This is a genomic window from Pontimonas salivibrio, assembly GCF_002950575.1.
GTDB classification, from domain to species: Bacteria; Actinomycetota; Actinomycetes; order Actinomycetales; family Microbacteriaceae; genus Pontimonas; species Pontimonas salivibrio.
Genome location: NZ_CP026923.1, coordinates 1312538 through 1329730 on the forward strand (window position 1 = coordinate 1312538; position 17193 = coordinate 1329730).

The 17193-nt window shown below is 57.2% G+C and carries 15 protein-coding genes; 6 read left to right on the forward strand and 9 right to left on the reverse strand.

Going from position 1 to position 17193, the window contains the following annotated elements; genetic code table 11:
* Positions 1 to 4 precede the first annotated feature (4 nt).
* Positions 5 to 724 carry an SDR family NAD(P)-dependent oxidoreductase gene (locus C3B54_RS06590; protein ID WP_104914316.1) on the reverse strand — a complete coding sequence of 240 codons (720 nt, stop codon included), beginning with the start codon at positions 722 to 724 and terminating at the stop codon, positions 5 to 7.
* Between the two features lie 196 nt (positions 725 to 920).
* Entirely contained in the window at positions 921 to 2105 is a 1185-nt protein-coding gene (locus C3B54_RS06595) for a substrate-binding domain-containing protein (protein ID WP_104913790.1), read from the reverse strand.
* 510 nt (positions 2106 to 2615) lie between these two features.
* Here C3B54_RS06595 and C3B54_RS06605 point away from each other — a divergent pair.
* From C3B54_RS06605 to C3B54_RS06625, 5 genes are all read left to right on the forward strand, one after another.
* The gene (locus C3B54_RS06605) at positions 2616 to 3509 is read left to right on the forward strand and encodes an alpha/beta hydrolase (RefSeq protein ID WP_211286287.1); all 894 of its coding nucleotides are present in this window, start codon (positions 2616 to 2618) and stop codon (positions 3507 to 3509) included.
* A gap of 91 nt (positions 3510 to 3600) precedes the next feature.
* Positions 3601 to 5226: a flavin-containing monooxygenase gene (locus tag C3B54_RS06610; protein WP_104913793.1), complete on the forward strand. Its 1626-nt coding sequence runs from the start codon at positions 3601 to 3603 to the stop codon at positions 5224 to 5226.
* A 91-nt stretch (positions 5227 to 5317) separates the two neighbouring features.
* Entirely contained in the window at positions 5318 to 6088 is a 771-nt protein-coding gene (locus C3B54_RS06615) for an SDR family NAD(P)-dependent oxidoreductase (RefSeq protein WP_104913794.1), read from the forward strand.
* Between the two features lie 5 nt (positions 6089 to 6093).
* Positions 6094 to 6324 (forward strand): glutaredoxin family protein, encoded by a 231-nt coding sequence (locus C3B54_RS06620; protein WP_104913795.1) that lies wholly within the window; start codon positions 6094 to 6096, stop codon positions 6322 to 6324.
* Positions 6325 to 6368: 44 nt separating this feature from the next.
* Positions 6369 to 7415: an NADH:flavin oxidoreductase/NADH oxidase gene (locus C3B54_RS06625; RefSeq protein WP_104913796.1), complete on the forward strand. Its 1047-nt coding sequence runs from the start codon at positions 6369 to 6371 to the stop codon at positions 7413 to 7415.
* A gap of 56 nt (positions 7416 to 7471) precedes the next feature.
* Here C3B54_RS06625 and C3B54_RS06630 read toward each other — a convergent pair whose 3' ends face one another.
* The 3 genes from C3B54_RS06630 to C3B54_RS06640 form a co-directional block, all read right to left on the reverse strand.
* Positions 7472 to 8473 carry an aldo/keto reductase gene (locus C3B54_RS06630; protein ID WP_104913797.1) on the reverse strand — a complete coding sequence of 334 codons (1002 nt, stop codon included), beginning with the start codon at positions 8471 to 8473 and terminating at the stop codon, positions 7472 to 7474.
* Positions 8474 to 8536: 63 nt separating this feature from the next.
* Entirely contained in the window at positions 8537 to 9769 is a 1233-nt protein-coding gene (locus tag C3B54_RS06635; protein ID WP_104913798.1) for an alpha-hydroxy acid oxidase, read from the reverse strand.
* A 112-nt stretch (positions 9770 to 9881) separates the two neighbouring features.
* The gene (locus tag C3B54_RS06640) at positions 9882 to 11621 is read right to left on the reverse strand and encodes an IlvD/Edd family dehydratase (RefSeq protein WP_104913799.1); all 1740 of its coding nucleotides are present in this window, start codon (positions 11619 to 11621) and stop codon (positions 9882 to 9884) included.
* 98 nt (positions 11622 to 11719) lie between these two features.
* On the opposite strand from C3B54_RS06640, the gene C3B54_RS06645 reads away from it, so the two are divergent.
* The gene (locus C3B54_RS06645; RefSeq protein WP_104913800.1) at positions 11720 to 12574 is read left to right on the forward strand and encodes a fumarylacetoacetate hydrolase family protein; all 855 of its coding nucleotides are present in this window, start codon (positions 11720 to 11722) and stop codon (positions 12572 to 12574) included.
* A 136-nt stretch (positions 12575 to 12710) separates the two neighbouring features.
* Here the strand turns inward: C3B54_RS06645 and C3B54_RS06650 are convergent, their stop codons facing one another.
* From C3B54_RS06650 to C3B54_RS06665, 4 genes are read right to left on the reverse strand one after another with little or no spacing between them, the layout of a single operon-like run.
* The gene (locus tag C3B54_RS06650) at positions 12711 to 14186 is read right to left on the reverse strand and encodes an aldehyde dehydrogenase (NADP(+)) (RefSeq protein ID WP_104913801.1); all 1476 of its coding nucleotides are present in this window, start codon (positions 14184 to 14186) and stop codon (positions 12711 to 12713) included.
* Positions 14187 to 14195: 9 nt separating this feature from the next.
* Positions 14196 to 15416, reverse strand: a complete 1221-nt coding sequence (locus tag C3B54_RS06655) for an alpha-hydroxy acid oxidase (protein WP_170006134.1) — start codon at positions 15414 to 15416, stop codon at positions 14196 to 14198.
* Positions 15413 to 16270 (reverse strand): amidohydrolase family protein, encoded by an 858-nt coding sequence (locus C3B54_RS06660; protein ID WP_104913803.1) that lies wholly within the window; start codon positions 16268 to 16270, stop codon positions 15413 to 15415. The genes C3B54_RS06655 and C3B54_RS06660 overlap by 4 nt, the downstream gene beginning before the upstream one ends.
* Complete coding sequence (locus C3B54_RS06665; RefSeq protein ID WP_104913804.1) at positions 16270 to 17184, reverse strand: NAD(P)-dependent oxidoreductase; 915 nt, start codon at positions 17182 to 17184, stop codon at positions 16270 to 16272. Before C3B54_RS06665 ends, C3B54_RS06660 begins: the two co-directional genes overlap by 1 nt.
* Between the last annotated feature and the right edge of the window lie 9 nt (positions 17185 to 17193).

Sequence of the window (17193 nt, forward strand, 5' to 3'; positions counted from 1 at the left end):
GTTATTACTGAGCCAGGTATCCACCATCAATGACAAGTTCAGAGCCAGTCATGAAGCTCGACTCATCACTAGCGAGGAACACCGCGCCCCACGCAATTTCTTCGGGCTGGCCAGCACGTCCCATCGGTGTCATGCCAACCACAAACTTGTTGACATCGGGGTCTTGAGCGTCGGTCAGTGGTGTCGCGATGAAACCGGGATGGAGTGAGTTCACCCGCACTCCTGTAGTCGCGTATGTAATCGCGGCGTTTTTCGACATGTTCCGGACTGCGCCTTTAGTCGCATGGTATGCGTGCGCGCCGGCCACCGCAGCGTTTCCCCAAATTGAGGAGATGTTGATAATTGAACCGGTCTTCTGCTGCAACATGTGCGGCAGAACTGCCTTCATACCGAGGAAGACACCTGTCTGGTTTACAGCTACCACCCGATCCCAGTCAGCAAGGGTCAAATCCCCGAGAGGTTCGTAGGCGATAATTCCCGCATTGTTGACCAGAACATCCACACGGCCATGACGCTGCATGGTAGTTGCCACCACGAGCTCCCATGCTTTCTCCTCTGCAACTTCCTGCTGAATAAAATCAATTCCGGGCGCGAACTCATGGTTCGGGGACTGGCTTGTCGCCACAACCGTGGCACCCTCTTGGTGAAAAATTTCGGCAATTGCTCGACCGATTCCTCGGCCGGCGCCGGTAACGATGGCGACCTTGCCTTCGAGACGTTTCATGACTTGCACTCCTTTACTTACCCACTTTTGCGGGACATTTTTTGTTTCACACACATCGCTGGCTGGCTGCGAATGCGGCTGAGGGGCGAAATCTGGTGACGGTCCGCTTGGGCGGGCATAGAGCCCGCCCAAGCGTTACCTTCCAGTTCTGTCACCCCCAGATGGCCTAATGCTCGGGGGCGACGTCTCCGCCTTATTAGTTGAACAGAGCTTGCAGCTGTTCGACACTCAGGCCCGACGACAGAATCGCGTCATTGGGCAGGTCAGTCTCACACACAGGCTGCTTGTTCGGATCAGTAGAGTCTTCGATGATCTCTAAGTTGTAGATCGAAGGCTCGTTATTGGCCAGGCCGTTGTAGGCCGCAAGGCCTTTGTGCAAGGCCGGAACTGCAACCCAGTTACGCGAAGACATCGTCGCCACTTGGTAGCTCGGCTGGGTGTCCTTGTACTCATACCACAGGCACGCGAACTGGTTGGAGTCGTTTGCCGACCAGGGGGGCAGTGCAACACCTGCGTCCAGGAAGGCCTCGATTCCACCCACAGAACCCCCGCCGTAGTCAGCAACGATTCCATCGATCTCGCCGAACTGGGTCAACAGACCTGCGACAACCTGCTTCGTCTTGCCAGGCTCCCAGCCCGTGTCGACGAAGGTGTCACCCAATTCAAGGTTCAAAAAGGTAACGCCAGGGTTCTCTTCAACTGCACGTTTGGCACCGTTGTAGACCGCGGTCGAATAGGGGTTGCCCGCTTGGCCGCCGAGCATGACAAGGTTGCCCTCGCCGCCCATCTGGCCGATGGTCCAATTCGCAAGGCCATAACCATAGGTGTCAACGTTCTCTGACACACAATCAACGTAATCGATACCCGGCTCGCCGCCGGGGCACGCGATGATTGGCACAAATGCAACACCTGCGTTTGTAGCCTCACGGATCGTCGGCAGAAGCGCCTCGCCACCATCGGTGAATGACACAATCACGTTAACCCCTTGAGCGACCATCGAGTTGATGTCCGCAATGGCCTTCTGGGTGTCGGCCTGAGCATCGGTGTAGAGAATTTCGGTGATGTTCGGGCACTTCGCTGCCTCAGCCTCGAAGATGGCGCGGGTGGTAGCTCTCCAAGAGTTTCCACCGAAACCATCGGCAAAGCCGACCTTGATGGGTTCGTCTCCACAGAATTCACTGATGTCGACAATGTCTCCTTGGAGGCCAGAAATACCCACCGGAATGAGGTTCTCTTCAGTCGTCGCGGTTTCTTCTTCGCCGCTTGTGGTGGGCGCGGTGTCCTCGCTGGCCGTGTCGCCGGCATCGGCGGCACATCCAGCGAGGACCAAAGCGCCGGAAGCAAACACCGCTGTTAGCAACAGCCTGAGTTTCCTCGACATGTGATCTCACTTTCTTCATTGGTGTGGGTCACGATGTGACCCCCGGTCTAGCCTTACTTACGTCCTGGTAGTGATCGAGTCCGTGATGTTGGCCGATACCGCTGTCCACTCCCACGGTTCCAGCCGCGCCGGCTACATCCTCCGCCGGCATAAAACTCCCGAACGCCCTCTCATCTCCCTTGACTAAAGGCCTCGTGGTAACTCCCCATGGGGGGAGGCACGAATCGAGCTGGTGCCCGATTTACCCATGATGGGGTCGATGGCACCCTCTATTTCGATTCAAGGTGAGAAACAACTGCCTCATTTTGAGACTCGGCTTTCGCACCGTTGGTGCATCGGTACACGCTTATTCAAAGCCCTTCGGCTCGGACGAATTTCAGCGAAAGGAAGCTGGAAAGAATTCGCGCGATTGGTCCAGCTGATGAAGCAGATTCACCACCACAACACAAAGGAGTGAGAAGAATGGCACTGGCGCCACGATCCTCTGAGCATCCCGGGGAACCTACTGACATGCTCGGCGAGGTTTATAAACACTGGATTGATGAACTAGGCAAATTAGGCGATGCCCCCATTTCCACTGAGCTCCTAAGGCTCATGTTTGACGACTGGCAGCGACCCACTGCGGAGCCCACCCAAGTGACTTACGAACACAAATCGATTGGTGGCGTTCCCGGAATTATGGTCACACCACTCGGGGCTGACCTCAGCGAGATGATGATTCTGATGCACGGCGGCGGGTTCGCCCTCGGATCGTCCGCAAGTCATCGCAAGCTAGGAGGGCACATCGCAAAGGCGATGGGCATAGGTTGCTTTGTTGCTGACTTCCGTCGAGCCCCAGAGAACAAGTTCCCGGCACAGATTGAGGACGGAGTCGCGATCTACGAGGCGCTCCTTTCTGAGGGCCTCAAACCAGAAGACATCACGCCTATCGGCGACAGCGCCGGTGGCAACCTGGCGATCAGCATGGTCTTCGAGATGAAGAAACGGGGCCTGCCCCTACCGGCCCAGGTAATCACAATGTCCCCGTGGCTAAACATGGAAAACACTGGAGCCACCATCGAAACAAACGATGCTACGGACTTTTTAATCACCCGCGAGGGACTGCAGGGAAACATTGACCGCTACCTCGAGGGCGCCACATCCCCTACCGATCCGATGGCAAACCCGTTGTACCAAGATTTCACCGGTTTCCCAAGGTTGTACATCTGCGCGGGCGATGTGGAGTCGCTGTTTGATGACAGCGTGCGCCTCTACGAACTCGCGAAAAGCGCGGGAGTCGACGTCACATTCTCAATCGGAGAGGGAATGCAGCACGTATATCCCTTTCTCGCGGGTAACCATGAGCGAGCCGACGAAGAGATTGAGCTCATGGCCGAGTGGTATCGCGCCGGGCGACAGAACTAACTAACAGCACTCCCTCACTAACTAACAGCATTCCCTGCCCCGTTTCAGCACGAAGCGGACCTGGGACCCAGAAAGGAAAAGGAAGCAGAAAATGACAGGACACACCGATTACGACGCACTGGTAATTGGCGCCGGCTTCTCCGGTATCGCCACTCTCCACTTCTTCCGGGAAGCGGGGTTTAAGACCCTTGTTGTCGACAAAGAAGCCGAGGTGGGCGGAACCTGGTGGGTTAATAACTACCCGGGTGTGCGCACTGACTCGGAGTATCCCTACTACTCGTTTTCCTTCTCGAAGGAAGTACGCGAGGAGTGGGATTGGAGTGAGCGTTATCCCACCGGCAAAGAGGTACTGAGTTACCTGAAGTTCGTTGTGGAACGCCTGGACATGCGTAAAGACATGTTGTTTAACACGGCAGTCAACAACGCGGCTTACAACGAAACCGACAAGGTGTGGGAAGTGTCCCTCAGCGACGGCCGAACACTTCGAGTCAAATACTTGGTCTCTGCCATGGGAGTGCTCTCCCGACCCATCTGGCCAGATATTCCGGGACGCGAAAAGTTCAAAGGTGAAATGCTTCACGCGGCGATGTGGCCTCGGGAGGGTTTTGACCTCAAGGGCAAACGCGTCGGCCTGATTGGTCTGGGCGCATCTGGGCTTCAGATCACCCCGACAATTGCTCCCGAAGTCGCCGAGTTGAAGGTCTTCCAGCGAACCCCAAACTTCGTCGTAGCGGCAAAAAGCCCGAAGACAACTCCGGAAGAGTTGGCGAAGGTCCGAGCGGAGTATGACGAAATCTGGGAGCGTGCAGCCGGGCACCCGTTTGGGGTCGATATGGTTCCGGCAAAATACAGCGCAAAGGAAGTGTCCGAAGAAGAGCGTAGGCGCATCTTTGAAAGCAAATGGGACGAAGGTGGCTTCCACTTTGCCAACGAATGCTTCAATGACCTGGCTACCGACCACGAATCTGCGGAGCTCGCTTCCGAGTTCATCCGCAGCAAAATCCGTGAAATTGTGAAAGACCCTGATACGGCGGAGTTGCTCTGCCCGAAGGACTACGCATTCAACGGAAAGCGTGTTCCCACTGGTTTCAATTATTACGAAACCTACAACCTCCCTCACGTGCAGCTCATCGATGCTAAAACCACGCCAATTACAGAGTTCACCGAAAAGGGACTCAAAGTAGGCGACACCGAATATGAACTCGATGTCATTATCTGCGCGACCGGATTCGACGCCATGACCGGCAACCTCACCAACCTTGAGCTCGTCGGACGCAACGGCAAGGTGCTGAGGGAGAAATTTGCCGAAGGCCACATCGGCGGAAACCTCGGGATCTCCTACAACGGGTTCCCGAATTTCCTAGTGGCTTTGGGGCCGCAGACTCCGTACTCGAACCTCCCGGTGCCAATCCAGTTGGGAGCTCAGTGGATGGCAGATGCAATCTCCTTCGCCCGCGATAACGGCATTGAGGAGCTCGAAGCGACTCCTGAATCCGAAGAGTGGTGGGCTGCCGAGTCGGAGCGGGCCGGTAAGGCAACCGTCATGTACGAGCAAGGGAAGAAGGCAAAGGCCTGGTTCCTGGGAGATAACGTCCCCGGCAAACCGCGACAACTGCAGGTGTACATGGGAGGCGGGCAGGTCTACCAGGAGTTCTGCCGCCAGGCCAAAGAGGACGGCTTCCGATCCTTCCGTGCTCCTGAATTAATAAACGCGTAATCCTCAGTCAGGTGTGGGGCGGAGCGAGAAGTCGCTCACTCCGCCCCTCGCCTTCTGAGTTCGGCAACAGAGAGGAAAATAGGTAGAACAAATGGGACGTCTCGATCAGAAAGTCGCAATTATCACCGGTGCGGCATCGGGCATGGGCAAAGCCACAGCTGAACTGTTCGCACGGGAGGGCGCAATTGTCGCCCTGTGTGATCTTGACAAGGAGGGCCTGAAAGCTGCCGTTTCTGACATCGCCGCCGCTGGTGGGCAAGCTGAGCATCACCTTTTGGATGTTAGCGATGAAGGCCAAGTAGCCGCCGTGTGCACTGCTGTGGGGCAGGCCCACGGTCGAATCGATGTACTGGTAAACGCGGCAGGCATTATCGGTTCAGGTGACCCCACCCACCAGCTCAGCGAAGCAGAATGGGACAAAGTCTTCAACGTCGACGTCAAAGGTGTGTTCTTCTGCACAAAACACACTCTGCCCTTCATGATGGACCAACAATCCGGTTCGATTATCAACTACTCATCAATTTACGGCCTCGCCGGTAATGATGAATTCAGCGCGTACCACGTTGCCAAGGGCGCCGTCACCATGCAAACCAAACAAGATGCTGCTGTCTACGGCAGGTACAACATCCGAGTGAACTCGGTCCACCCCAGCACAGTCCTCACCCCCTTAGTCGAAGGTATCGTCAATGAATTCCCTGGGGGCCTAAAGGCCTATGAAGAAGTAAACACACAAAACCAATCAATCCACCGAATCGGTCGCCCAGACGACGTTGCGTGGGCGTGTGTGTACCTCGCTTCGGACGAGTCCACCTGGGTCACTGGAGTGAATTTGCCGATTGACGGCGGATTTATGGGGAGGTAGGGCGAATGATCACCGTGTACGGCAAACCAGACTGCACCGATTGGGCTCGCTCTAAGGCAATACTCGAATCGATGGGGTTAACCTATCGTTTCCTCGATATTGCTTCTGACTTCGAGGCTGGCAAGCGCGCCGAAAATATCAGCGGCGGGCAGTCTTCCCCCGTGATTGTCTTCCCCGACGGTAGTTTCGTCGTCGAACCGAGCGACGAAGAGCTGACTGCCAAACTGAACCGCTGAGGCAGAAAGGCCTCGCCAGCGCCCACTTCTCAAAGGAGAGAAACATGGCCTGGCTTTTGTTTAGTCCACTGACTATCCGTGGTGTGGAATTTCGAAACCGCATCTGGGTCTCACCAATGTGCCAGTACATGTGCCTGGAGCACGATGGCCTCCCACATGACTGGCACCTAGTCAATGCTGGCCAGTATGCGGCAGGTGGTGTGGGGATGTTTATGACCGAAGCCACGGCAGTAAGCCCAGAGGGCCGGATTACTTCCGAGTGCGCGGGCATTTGGAATGATGACCAGCGGGATCAGTGGGCGCGAGTAGCGGCATTCGTGCGCTCCCAAGGTGCGGTTCCGGCGATGCAACTGGCCCACGCTGGCAGAAAAGCCTCGGATTACCGCGGCTTCACTGCAGAAGCAGGCAAAACGAAGCCGATCGAAGAAGGAGGGTGGCCTCCTGTTTCTCCTTCCGCCGTCGCATGCCCCGGTTTTGACACACCCCAAGAACTGGATACAGACGGTATCGACAAGATTGTGGCCGATTATCGAGCAGCAGCTCGGCGTGCAGTAGACGCAGGCTTTGAGGTTATCGAAATACACGCAGCTCACGGGTATCTGCTCCATAGTTTTCTTTCGCCACTGAGTAATTTCCGAACCGACGAATACGGAGGGTCGTTAGAAAACCGGGCGCGAATCCTGTTACGAATTGCTAGCGAAATCCGCGAGGAAATCCCGGAAGCGGCGGCCCTATTTATTCGTTTCTCAGCGACTGATTGGGTTGAAGACGGCTTGCAACCTGGCGACACCGCCCAAGTTGCAAGCTGGGCAGCGGATATCGGGGTCGACTTTTTTGATATCTCGAGTGGTGGAATAGTGCGAGACATCTTTATCAGCGTTGCGCCTGGATATCAGGTCCCCCTGACCGAAAAGGTTCGAGAGCTGGGCAACGTCAAAGCTGCTGCGGTCGGCAAGATTACGACGGCAGCTCACGCCGAGGAGATTCTCCAAGAGGGGCGCGCTGACGCGATTTTTATAGCCCGCGAATTCACAAGGGATCCACACTTCGTCTTCCGAGCGGCTCACGATTTAGGCGAGACACTTGACTAAATTCCCCTGTCATTCCGTGCCTCGGATTGGAGTACGGGCTGAGAGAAGCTCGGTCCCTAGCGCCCACCCATGGTGTCCACGAAACCGTAGGGGTAGTCGGGGGTGTGGGGCCTGGAGACGTCTTCTAAGCGCTCCCACTGCTCGGTGCTGAGCTCTACCTGGGCTGCACCCAGGTTGTCCGCTAACTGCTCCGTTGTTCTGGCCCCGAGGATCACACTGCCCACTTGGGGGTGTTGGATCAGCCAGGCGAGTGAGACTTGAGCCATGCTCGCACCGTGGTCTGCGGCAATGTCTTTCACCACATCCAAGATGGCGAATGTGCGCTCGGTGTTTCGCTTGTCGTAAGCCTCCACACCACGGCTGGGGTCCTCACCTAAACGGGTAGCGCCAGTGGGAACACTGTCGCGCTCGTATTTACCACTCAACCAACCGCCACCGAGGGGTGACCAAGGAAGAAGCGGAATGTTGTGGTTCTTACACACATCCATCACTTCGTAGTCGATGTGGCGATCGAGCAGGTTGTACTGAGGCTGCAGGGACACCACTGTGGGCAAGCCTTCATACTTCGCCACATCGAGGGTCTGTTGGAGTTGGTAGGACAGGAAGTTGGAAACACCGAGGTGTCGAATCTTGCCCTGGTCGACAAATTCTTTAATGAGCCCCAGCCATTCGGCGACCGGCACGTTGGGGTCAAAGGCGTGTGGCTGGAAAAGGTCAATGGTGTCGATGTCTAAGCGTCGAAGGTTGTCCTCAATTGCGCCCCTGAGGTAGTCGGGGTGGAGGCCCCTCGGGCCACCCTTTGCCATGGCAAAGCGGGCTTTGGTGGCGATCAGAACATCATCTCGTTTGCCCGAGCCTTTTAGCCAGCGGCCAATGATCTCTTCACTGAGCCCCGCCGAATACACATCGGCGGTGTCAATGACGTTTCCGCCCGCCGCAACATACGCATCGAGTAGTGCATGGGAGGTGGCCTCATCGGCTTCTTTGCCAAAAGTCATCGTGCCGAGAGTGAGTGGGGTGACCTGGAGGTCGCTGGTGCCTAAAGAAGATGTCTGCATAGCTTTAGCTTGCCAGAACTACTGACTGCCGCCTCCTCGAATAGATCTGGCCTGTATGCGGGGCTACTCGCGTGGTGCCAGGCGCCGCAGTTGGGTGACGTGCGCAGGCGTTAACTCATCCAGGTGGGTAACACCTAACAGTCGCATGGTGCGAGACATTTGCTCGGAGAGAATCTCGAACGTGCGATTCACCCCAGGTAGGCCTCCCGCCATCAACCCATACAAATACGCACGCCCCACCATCGTGAAGCGAGCCCCCAGGGCCACGGAGGCAATAATGTCCGCACCGGACATGATTCCGGTGTCCAAATGCACTTCCGTGTCTTTCCCGACCGCTTTGACCACCTGAGGCAACAGGTGGAAAGGAATCGGCGCACGATCTAGCTGCCGCCCACCGTGGTTAGACAACACAATCCCATCAACACCCAACTTCGACACCTTTTTGGCATCCTCAAGCGTCTGAATACCCTTCACCACGATTTTCCCCGGCCACTGGCTTTTCACCCACTTCAAATCGTCATACGTGACGGTGGGGTCAAACATGAAATCCAAAAGTTCAGCAACCGTGCCATCCCAACTCGACAGCGACGCAAACTCCAAAGGGTCGGTGGTGAGGAAATCAAACCACCACCACGGCCGGGGAATCGCATTCACAATCGTTCCCAGGGTCAGTGCCGGAGGAATCGAAAACCCATTTCTCTTGTCTCGAAGCCTGGCGCCTGCCACCGGCACATCCACAGTCACCTGAAGGGTGTCAAAACCTGCCTTCCACGCCCGATCCACTAACTCCATCGAACGATCACGGTCTTTCCACATATACAACTGGAACCACTTACGCGCATCAGGCCCCGCCGCCTGCACCTCTTCCATCGACCGAGTCCCCATAGTCGACAGTGAAAAGGGAATACCCCACTGGGAAGCCGCCTGCACCCCCGCAATTTCCCCCTCGGTATGCATCATCCGCGTAAAACCTGTCGGCGCAATACCCACCGGCATCGACACCTTCTGGCCCAACACCTCCCGAGAGAGGTCCACTTCCGACACATCCCTCAAAATCGCCGGATGAAACTCAACATCCTGAAACGCTTCCCTCGCACGCCCCAGCGACAACTCCGCCTCAGCAGAACCATCCGTGTAATCAAAAGGAGCCTTCGGGGTCCGCCTCTTCGCAATATCCCGCAAATCCCAGATCGTCAGCGCCTTATCCAACCGACGCTTCGTCCCATCCGGCTCCCACTTTTTGAACTTCAGCAGCGGTGCAAGGTCCTTAGGCCGGGGAAAACGTCTCGTCACCATAATTGCCTTCTTTTCGTGGGGTAGTCGGGTGGTGTAGGGGCTGGGGCTTGGATGCTGTATTTAGGTGCTGTGGTTTAAAGGCTTGGTTTACTGAACAGGTGGGGGATCATGCTCAGTGGGAATGCCTTGCGGGCATACTGCCACTGGAGCCTTCGAGGAAGTCGAGGTCAGCTCCGGTATCTGCTCCGGTGACGTGTTGGACATAGAGCTGCTCCCAGCCCCTGCTGGTGGGGGCCACCTGTGGCTCGTAGGCTGCCATCCGCTCGGCTATTTCTTCGTCGGATAGTTCGACTTCCAAGATGCGCTTATGCGCATCGAGCACAATCATGTCCCCAGTTTGGACAATACCCAGAGGGCCGCCCGCGGCGGACTCTGGGGTGACATGAAGCACGCACGTGCCAAAGCCGGTACCGCTCATACGCGCATCGGAGATGCGCACCATGTCGGTCACGCCCGCTTCGAGAAGTTTTTTGGGCAGGGGCATGTTGCCCACTTCGGGGAAGCCCGGATAGCCCTTCGGTCCCGAGTTGCGCACAATCAACACCGTGTCCGGTGTGACCTCAAGATCGGGGTCGTCCGAGACGGCGATGTAGTCCTCGTTGCGGTCAAACACGAGCGCAGGACCTCTGTGCGTTAACAGTTCGGGGCTTGCCGCAGAAATTTTCAACACCGAACCGTTAGGGGAAATATTGCCCTTCAGCACAATGGTGCTGGAGCCAGCCGGCTGGACGGGCTGATCCCAGGGCGCGATCACATCGCGGTTGTAGTTCGGCGCTCCTTCAATATCTTCAGCCACGGTGCGACCGGAGACAGTGATTTGATTGAGCTTAAGGACGGATTTCATTTCGGCCATCACCGCGGGCACACCCCCGGCGTAGTAAAAATCTTCCATCAGGTAGGTACCCGAGGGCATCAGGTTCACCAGCAGAGGGATTTCTCGACCGATTGCGTCGAAGTCATCGAGTGTCAACTCGATTCCCAGGCGCCTGGCGATCGCCAGCAGGTGCACGATGGCGTTTGTGGACCCGCCCAGGGCCGCATTGACCGCAATGGCGTTGTGGAACGCATCCTTTGTCACGATGCGCGAGAGCGTGAGCTGCTCATCGACCATGTCGACGATGCGACGTCCGGCGAGTTGAGCCATGGACGCTCGGCGGGAGTCGACAGCGGGGATGGCCGACGAGCCGGAGGCTTGAAGACCTAATGCCTCAGTAATGGCGGCCATGGTGGACGCGGTTCCCATGGTCATGCAGTGGCCGGCACTTCGGGCCATACATGCTTCGGCTTCGTAGAGGTCTTCGGTGGACATTCGACCGGCACGGTGTTCTTCAGTGAATTTCCACACGTCGGTACCAGAGCCAATATCTTTACCTCGGAATTTTCCGTTCAGCATGGGACCACCGGTAATCACCAGGGTGGGAAGGTCCACACTGGCAGCACCCATGATGGCTCCCGGTGTGGTTTTGTCACAGCCGGTGAGGAGTACCACCCCGTCGAGCGGGTTGGCGCGGATGAGTTCTTCCGTCGTCATGGCCAGCATGTTGCGATACAGCATCGTGGTGGGTCGCATCATCGGCTCACCGAGGCTGACAATGGGGAATTCGAGGGGGAAACCGCCGGCTTCCCAGACACCGCGCTTTACCGCTTCTGAGACGGTGCGTAGGTGCGCATTGCAGGGGGTGAGCTCGGACCAGGTGGTGGCGATTCCGATGACGGGCCGGCCGTCAAACACATCGGGGGCGAAGCCTTGATTTCGCATCCAGGAGCGGTGTATGAAGCCGTTGCGCCCGGTTCCGCCAAACCAATCCTGGCTTCGTCGGTCATCTTGGGCGCGTGATTTGGGGTCAGCCACACCAATTCCTTTCTACGATTTTCCCAAATCCTATATTGTTTCCGGTCTGCCCGATAGAGTGTGGAAGTATTCGACAGACCCTCTGGAAAGGTTGCACCATGAGAATCGGCCGCGTTGGTAACACAGGACACGAAAAACCCGTCGTTTTTGTCGACGACAAGACGGCAGTGGCCGTCGATTCGATCATCTCCGACTGGTCCAGAGAAACCCTCGAATCGGGTGCACTAGAGAGCGTCAAGGCCGCCTCTCTCGAGAGCCTTCCCACTATCGACCTCACCGATGTCCGCATCGGCGCACCAGTGGCTCGCCCCACCAAGGTCGTCTGCATCGGCCTGAACTACCGCAAACACGCGGCAGAAACCGGCGCCACACCTCCCACCGAACCGGTCATCTTCATGAAAGCTCCGGACTGTGTGGTGGGTCCCAACGACGACATCGAAATCCCCCCGGGGTCAGAAAAAACCGACTATGAAGTCGAACTCGCCATCGTCATCGGAAGCCGGCTTCGCTACGCCACCAGCCAGGAAAAGGCAATGAAAGCCGTCCTCGGTTACACCATCTCTCAGGACGTCTCCGAGCGTCACTGGCAAATCGAACGCGGTGGCCAGTGGGATAAAGGAAAAGCCTTCCCCACCTTCAACCCCTGCGGGCCATGGATCGAGACCGACACCAGTTTTGACCCACAAAACCAAGTTCTCTCCTGCAGCGTCAACGGTGAGAGCCGCCAAGACTCCAACACCAACGACATGATTTTCACCGTGGCAGAAATTGTCCACTACGTGAGCCAGTGCATGGAATTATTCCCCGGAGACATCATCAACACGGGCACTCCGGCAGGCGTGGCCATGGGAATGAACCCTACCCAATACTTGGTAGCCGGTGACGTTGTCGAAACGACTATTGAGGGCATCGGCACCATTCGCTCGACCTGCGTCGAAGCGAACCTCTCCTAGCAGCCAAAAGCCCACGCCCACCCCGCAAGGCCGCACATGGCCACACGGGGGCAGGCGTGGGGAGGCCTAACCGCATAACGGGTAGTCACCCACGGTTTATCGGGTGACTACCCGTTATGCGTTGCCCTACAAAAAACTAGATCGACGTGAGGCCTGGCCACTGATTGGGCGTGGCATTTTGAATCACTAAGGGTCGAACGAAGCGCATCATCGCTTGGCCACCCACAGAGGTGTGTAACACGCTCGTGGACGCCGGGTAGGGGCCACCGTGGTGCTGCCATGGACTCACCGCAAGACCGGTGGGCCATCCGTTCATGACAATTCGCCCCACACGGCCAGAGAGCGCGTCGACAACACTATTGACCACCTTTTGGTCGGCGCCAGACTCAGCGTGGATTGCGGCGACCAGGGCGCCTTCTAAGTCCTCTGACACCGTCAGGTAGTCCGTGTCGTCGGAGCAGCGAATGATGACCGCAGAGGGCCCAAAGCATTCCTCTTTGATCCCGTGTGCGTTCGCCAGATAGTCCTCAAGGCTGACACTGAGAAGGTGAGCCCCTACCGACAACCCTGATGCGTCATCATCGGCGACCAGTGAGGTGACTCCACTGCTTTCGCTCACTCGAGAGACACTGTCAATAAAGCGCTGGCGAATAGCCGGGGATAACAGCGGACCGGTTGGGGCTTCGCTTAGTTTCGACACCAGTTCATCCACAAATTCTTGATCATCCGGGATGAATAGCAACGCCGGTTTCGTACAAAACTGACCCCGCCCCATCATGATGGACGTGGCGGCCTCCGCGGCCAACTCTGAACGTCTGGCGCCCATGGCGGCCTGGGTAATGAAGGCCGGGTTCAAACTGCCCAGTTCTCCGTAAAAAGGAATCGGAACCTCGCGGGCATTGACCATGTCCAAAAGTGCTCGCCCGGCCACCTGGGAACCAGTGAAGCCCACCGCACAAATCAGTGGATGGGATACCAACGACACCCCAGCCTCAAGACCTCGCACACCCACCAGCACGGACGCAGGAAGACCGTGGTCAACGAACACCTGTCGTGCCAGCTCCACCACTTTCACCGAAAGGTTGGGATGGCTGGGGTGTTCTTTCACGACCACTGTGCAGCCGGCGGCCAACGCGCTGGCGGTATCGCCACCGAGGACGCTAAAGGCGAAGGGGAAATTACTGGCACCAAAGACCGCTACCGGCCCGAGTGGGACCATAGAGCGCACCATGCGCGGACGGCCCACTGGTGGAGCCCCCTCAATGGGCTCATCGACGTGGGTAGCGAGAAGCTCGCCCTCGTCAAGCAGCTGTGCAAACATGCGCAGCTGGAAACTTGTTCTGGCCACCTCGCCGGTCAGCCTCACTTCACCCAAGCCTGTTTCGTGCTCGGCGATGTCGACAAGCTCCTCAACGTGAGCATCAAGAGCGTCAGCGAGGGCATTCAACACCTCTGCGCGCTCGCGGTCCGGGGTCTTCGACCACGTCGAAAACGCATCATGGGCTTCGTGAACAGCGCTGTCTAGTTCCTCCTGGGTGGTTTCCACCAACCCTTCATAGACGGCCTGCCCGGTACGGGGATCAATCGCTTGAATTGTTGCGGGGGGTGCCATTAGTGCTCCTTAGTGCTCACGCAGTCGCACGTGTTCGGGGCGGAGGTCATCAATTTTGTCGACACCCATCAGTGTCATCGTATTTTCCATTTCTTCGCGGAACACGTCAGCCATTTTGTCAACGCCAGCCTCACCGGCTGCCATCAGTCCGTAAAGGTAGGGGCGACCTACCAGTACAGCCGTTGCACCGAGGGCGACCGCGGCGAGCACGTCGCCACCCGAGAGGACGGAACCGTCGATGTAGATTTCCATCTCATCGCCGACGGCTTTTTTCACTTCCGGGAGTAGCTCAAGCGGTGTGGTGCCACGGTCCATTTGGCGTCCGCCGTGGTTTGACAAGACAATTCCTTGAACGCCGAGTTTTTTCATCTCCAGGGCGTCCTCAACGGTTTGAATGCCTTTCACAATGAGCGGGCCGCCCCATTCTTTTTGCAACCAAGCGACATCTTTCAAAGTGACACTGGGGTCAAAGATGAGCTTTGCCAGCTCAAACAGCGATTTGTCGTAGCCGCGCATGGCCGCGAATTCCAGCGGTGGGGTGGTGAGTAGGTTCGCCCACCAACGCGGCTTGGTCGCCATGTTGAGGAATGTCTTCATGGTGATTTTGGGCGGCACGGTCAGACCGTTTCTGGTATCCCGCAGACGTTGACCACTGACCGGGGTGTCGACGGTGAGAATCAGCGCATCAAAACCGTTATCCCTCGCCTGCGCGATGAAATCGCGCGACTGGTCCCGGTTTTGCCACAAATACAGCTGGAACCATTTACGCCCCTCGGGTGTTGCTGTTGCTAAATCGGAGGGCGAACAGGTCCCCATGGTGGACAGTGCGTAGACCATGTCCTGTTTTGCCGCTGAGGCGGCCACCGCGTATTCGCCCAAATAGTGCATCATTCGGGTATACCCGGTGGGGGCGAGGATGATGGGCATGGACGTGCGCTTACCCAACACTTCCCTGCTCAAATCCACTGAGGTGACACCGCGCAGTACTCGAGGGTGAAATTCCACGCGCTGGAAGGAATCTTTGGAGCGCATAATGCTGATTTCTTGAAGCGCGCCGCCTTCGACGTAGTCGAACACCGACAGCGGGACGCGCTTTTTTGCCAATTCCCGCAAGTCGGGAATGGTCAGCACCTTCTCCAGGCCACGATCTCGTTTTCTGAAAGTAGGCCAGGACCAACCCAGCAGCGGTTTAATGCTGCTCCAGCGGGGAAATTGTCGACGCACGCTCACTTCAGGAGTCCCTCCAGACGGTAGGCAGAAATCGCGGTGTGCGCCCAAATGGCTTCTTGTTCCGCCTCAGACCAGTCGGCGGTGAGGGTTTCGACAATGCCGACAATGTCGGCATATTGCCCACCCAGAAGGCTGACAGGCCAGTCGGAGCCAAACATGAGCCTGCTGGGGCCAAACGCTTCCGCACAGACATCGACATAGGGCCTGAATGTCTCCGGCGTCCAGTCGTCCCATTTCGCTTCGGTCACCATTCCCGAAATTTTGACCGCCACGTTGGGGTACTGGGCAAGGGCACGCATGTCTTTGGCCCACGCGTCGATTTCGCCATCGGCAATGTAGGGCTTGGAAATGTGGTCCAACACAAATTGCACATCCGGCGAGCGCTTGACGGCGTCAATGGCGGCGGGCAACTGCGGGGGCAGGGTGAGCAGGTCGTAGCTTAAGCCCCGCTCCCCCAGGCGTTGAATGTTTCGCACCACACTGTCTCTGGATAACCAGTTGGGGTCTTCTTGGTATTGGGCGAGGTCTCGAATGGACACTAAACGCTTCGATTCGGGGTGGGCCAGGTGGCTCTCCAGTGCCGGCGTGATGTCGTCTGATTCCATGTCTAACCAGCCGACAACGGCGGCCACTTTGGGGTGATCCCTGGCAATATCGAGAAACTCGGGGGTTTCTTCCATCACGGCAACGGTTTGCACGATCACGGTGTTGTCGATGTGTGATTGCTCTAACACCGGGTCCATGTCGGCCATGGTGAAGGTGCGTGAGATGGGGGCGACGGCGTCGCCCACCATCCAGTCTTGTTCTCTCACCGAGAGATCCCAGACGTGGTGGTGTGAATCGATTCTCATCATTATTCTTGTCCTGCCATTCCTCGAACGACGATGTTCATGGGTTCTTGTCCTTGAGCGAGCCGGTCCAATTGGGTCGCTAACAGGGCGCGCATTCCCGGTTCAAACGCACTGGAGTTTCCGCCCACGTGGGGGGAAATGATGACCCCGGGTACCTGCCACAGCGGGTGGTCTGCCGGGAGTGGTTCGGGGTCCATCACATCGAGGGCTGCCCGAATGCGTCCGCTGTTGAGCTCTTGGACGAGGGCGTCGGTGTCGACAATGACTCCTCTGGCGACATTGACCAAGAGGGCTCCGTCTTTCATTAACGACAGTCGCTTCGCATCGAAGAGTTTGGTGGTCTCTGGGGTGGCCGGCAGGATCAAAATCACCACGTCGAAGGTGGGCAGTAGTGAGTCGAGTTGGTCCATAGTGGTCGCGCCGTCAGAGCCGGAGCGGTTAAAGGGCACCAGGTCGACGTGGAAGGGTGCTAACAGGCTGGCGATGGTTTTCCCGATCGAGCCATAACCGACAAGTCCCACCCGCTTATAGGCCAGCGAGGGCCTGGGGCCCTGTAACCAGTCGCCACTGGGTTGGGCGCGCACAAAGTCGTCAATTCCTCTCAGGCTCGACAGCGTGAGGGTGAGTGCGAGCTCTGCGGTGGAAATGTCGTGGACGCCACGCGCGTTGCAGATATCTAACCCTTCCCTGCGATACTCAATGGCGTCGTCGTAACCGGCGTTTGGCATCTGCAGATACTGAAGTTTCGGCATGGAGTTCACCGGGGCGAGTCCTGCATGGCCCGTCATGTAGGGCGGGACGTAAAACGTCACATCTTTGATGGCGTCACTATCCAGCGGAGCAGTATCTGGGCCGAGCAGGGTGATTCCATCCGGAACGTCAAGATCACTCCACTGGGTCCATACGACGTGGTTCATCTACATGCT

What these genes read in the sequence shown, in the direction of transcription:
- C3B54_RS06590 (WP_104914316.1), bottom strand. Translation starts at nt 724, where the DNA reads ATGAAACGTCTCGAAGGCAAGGTCGCCATCGTTACCGGCGCCGGCCGA.
- C3B54_RS06595 (WP_104913790.1), bottom strand. Translation starts at nt 2,105, where the DNA reads ATGTCGAGGAAACTCAGGCTGTTGCTAACAGCGGTGTTTGCTTCCGGC.
- C3B54_RS06605 (WP_211286287.1), top strand. Translation starts at nt 2,616, where the DNA reads ATGCTCGGCGAGGTTTATAAACACTGGATTGATGAACTAGGCAAATTA.
- C3B54_RS06610 (WP_104913793.1), top strand. Translation starts at nt 3,601, where the DNA reads ATGACAGGACACACCGATTACGACGCACTGGTAATTGGCGCCGGCTTC.
- C3B54_RS06615 (WP_104913794.1), top strand. Translation starts at nt 5,318, where the DNA reads ATGGGACGTCTCGATCAGAAAGTCGCAATTATCACCGGTGCGGCATCG.
- C3B54_RS06620 (WP_104913795.1), top strand. Translation starts at nt 6,094, where the DNA reads ATGATCACCGTGTACGGCAAACCAGACTGCACCGATTGGGCTCGCTCT.
- C3B54_RS06625 (WP_104913796.1), top strand. Translation starts at nt 6,369, where the DNA reads ATGGCCTGGCTTTTGTTTAGTCCACTGACTATCCGTGGTGTGGAATTT.
- C3B54_RS06630 (WP_104913797.1), bottom strand. Translation starts at nt 8,473, where the DNA reads ATGCAGACATCTTCTTTAGGCACCAGCGACCTCCAGGTCACCCCACTC.
- C3B54_RS06635 (WP_104913798.1), bottom strand. Translation starts at nt 9,769, where the DNA reads ATGGTGACGAGACGTTTTCCCCGGCCTAAGGACCTTGCACCGCTGCTG.
- C3B54_RS06645 (WP_104913800.1), top strand. Translation starts at nt 11,720, where the DNA reads ATGAGAATCGGCCGCGTTGGTAACACAGGACACGAAAAACCCGTCGTT.
- C3B54_RS06650 (WP_104913801.1), bottom strand. Translation starts at nt 14,186, where the DNA reads ATGGCACCCCCCGCAACAATTCAAGCGATTGATCCCCGTACCGGGCAG.
- C3B54_RS06660 (WP_104913803.1), bottom strand. Translation starts at nt 16,270, where the DNA reads ATGATGAGAATCGATTCACACCACCACGTCTGGGATCTCTCGGTGAGA.
- C3B54_RS06665 (WP_104913804.1), bottom strand. Translation starts at nt 17,184, where the DNA reads ATGAACCACGTCGTATGGACCCAGTGGAGTGATCTTGACGTTCCGGAT.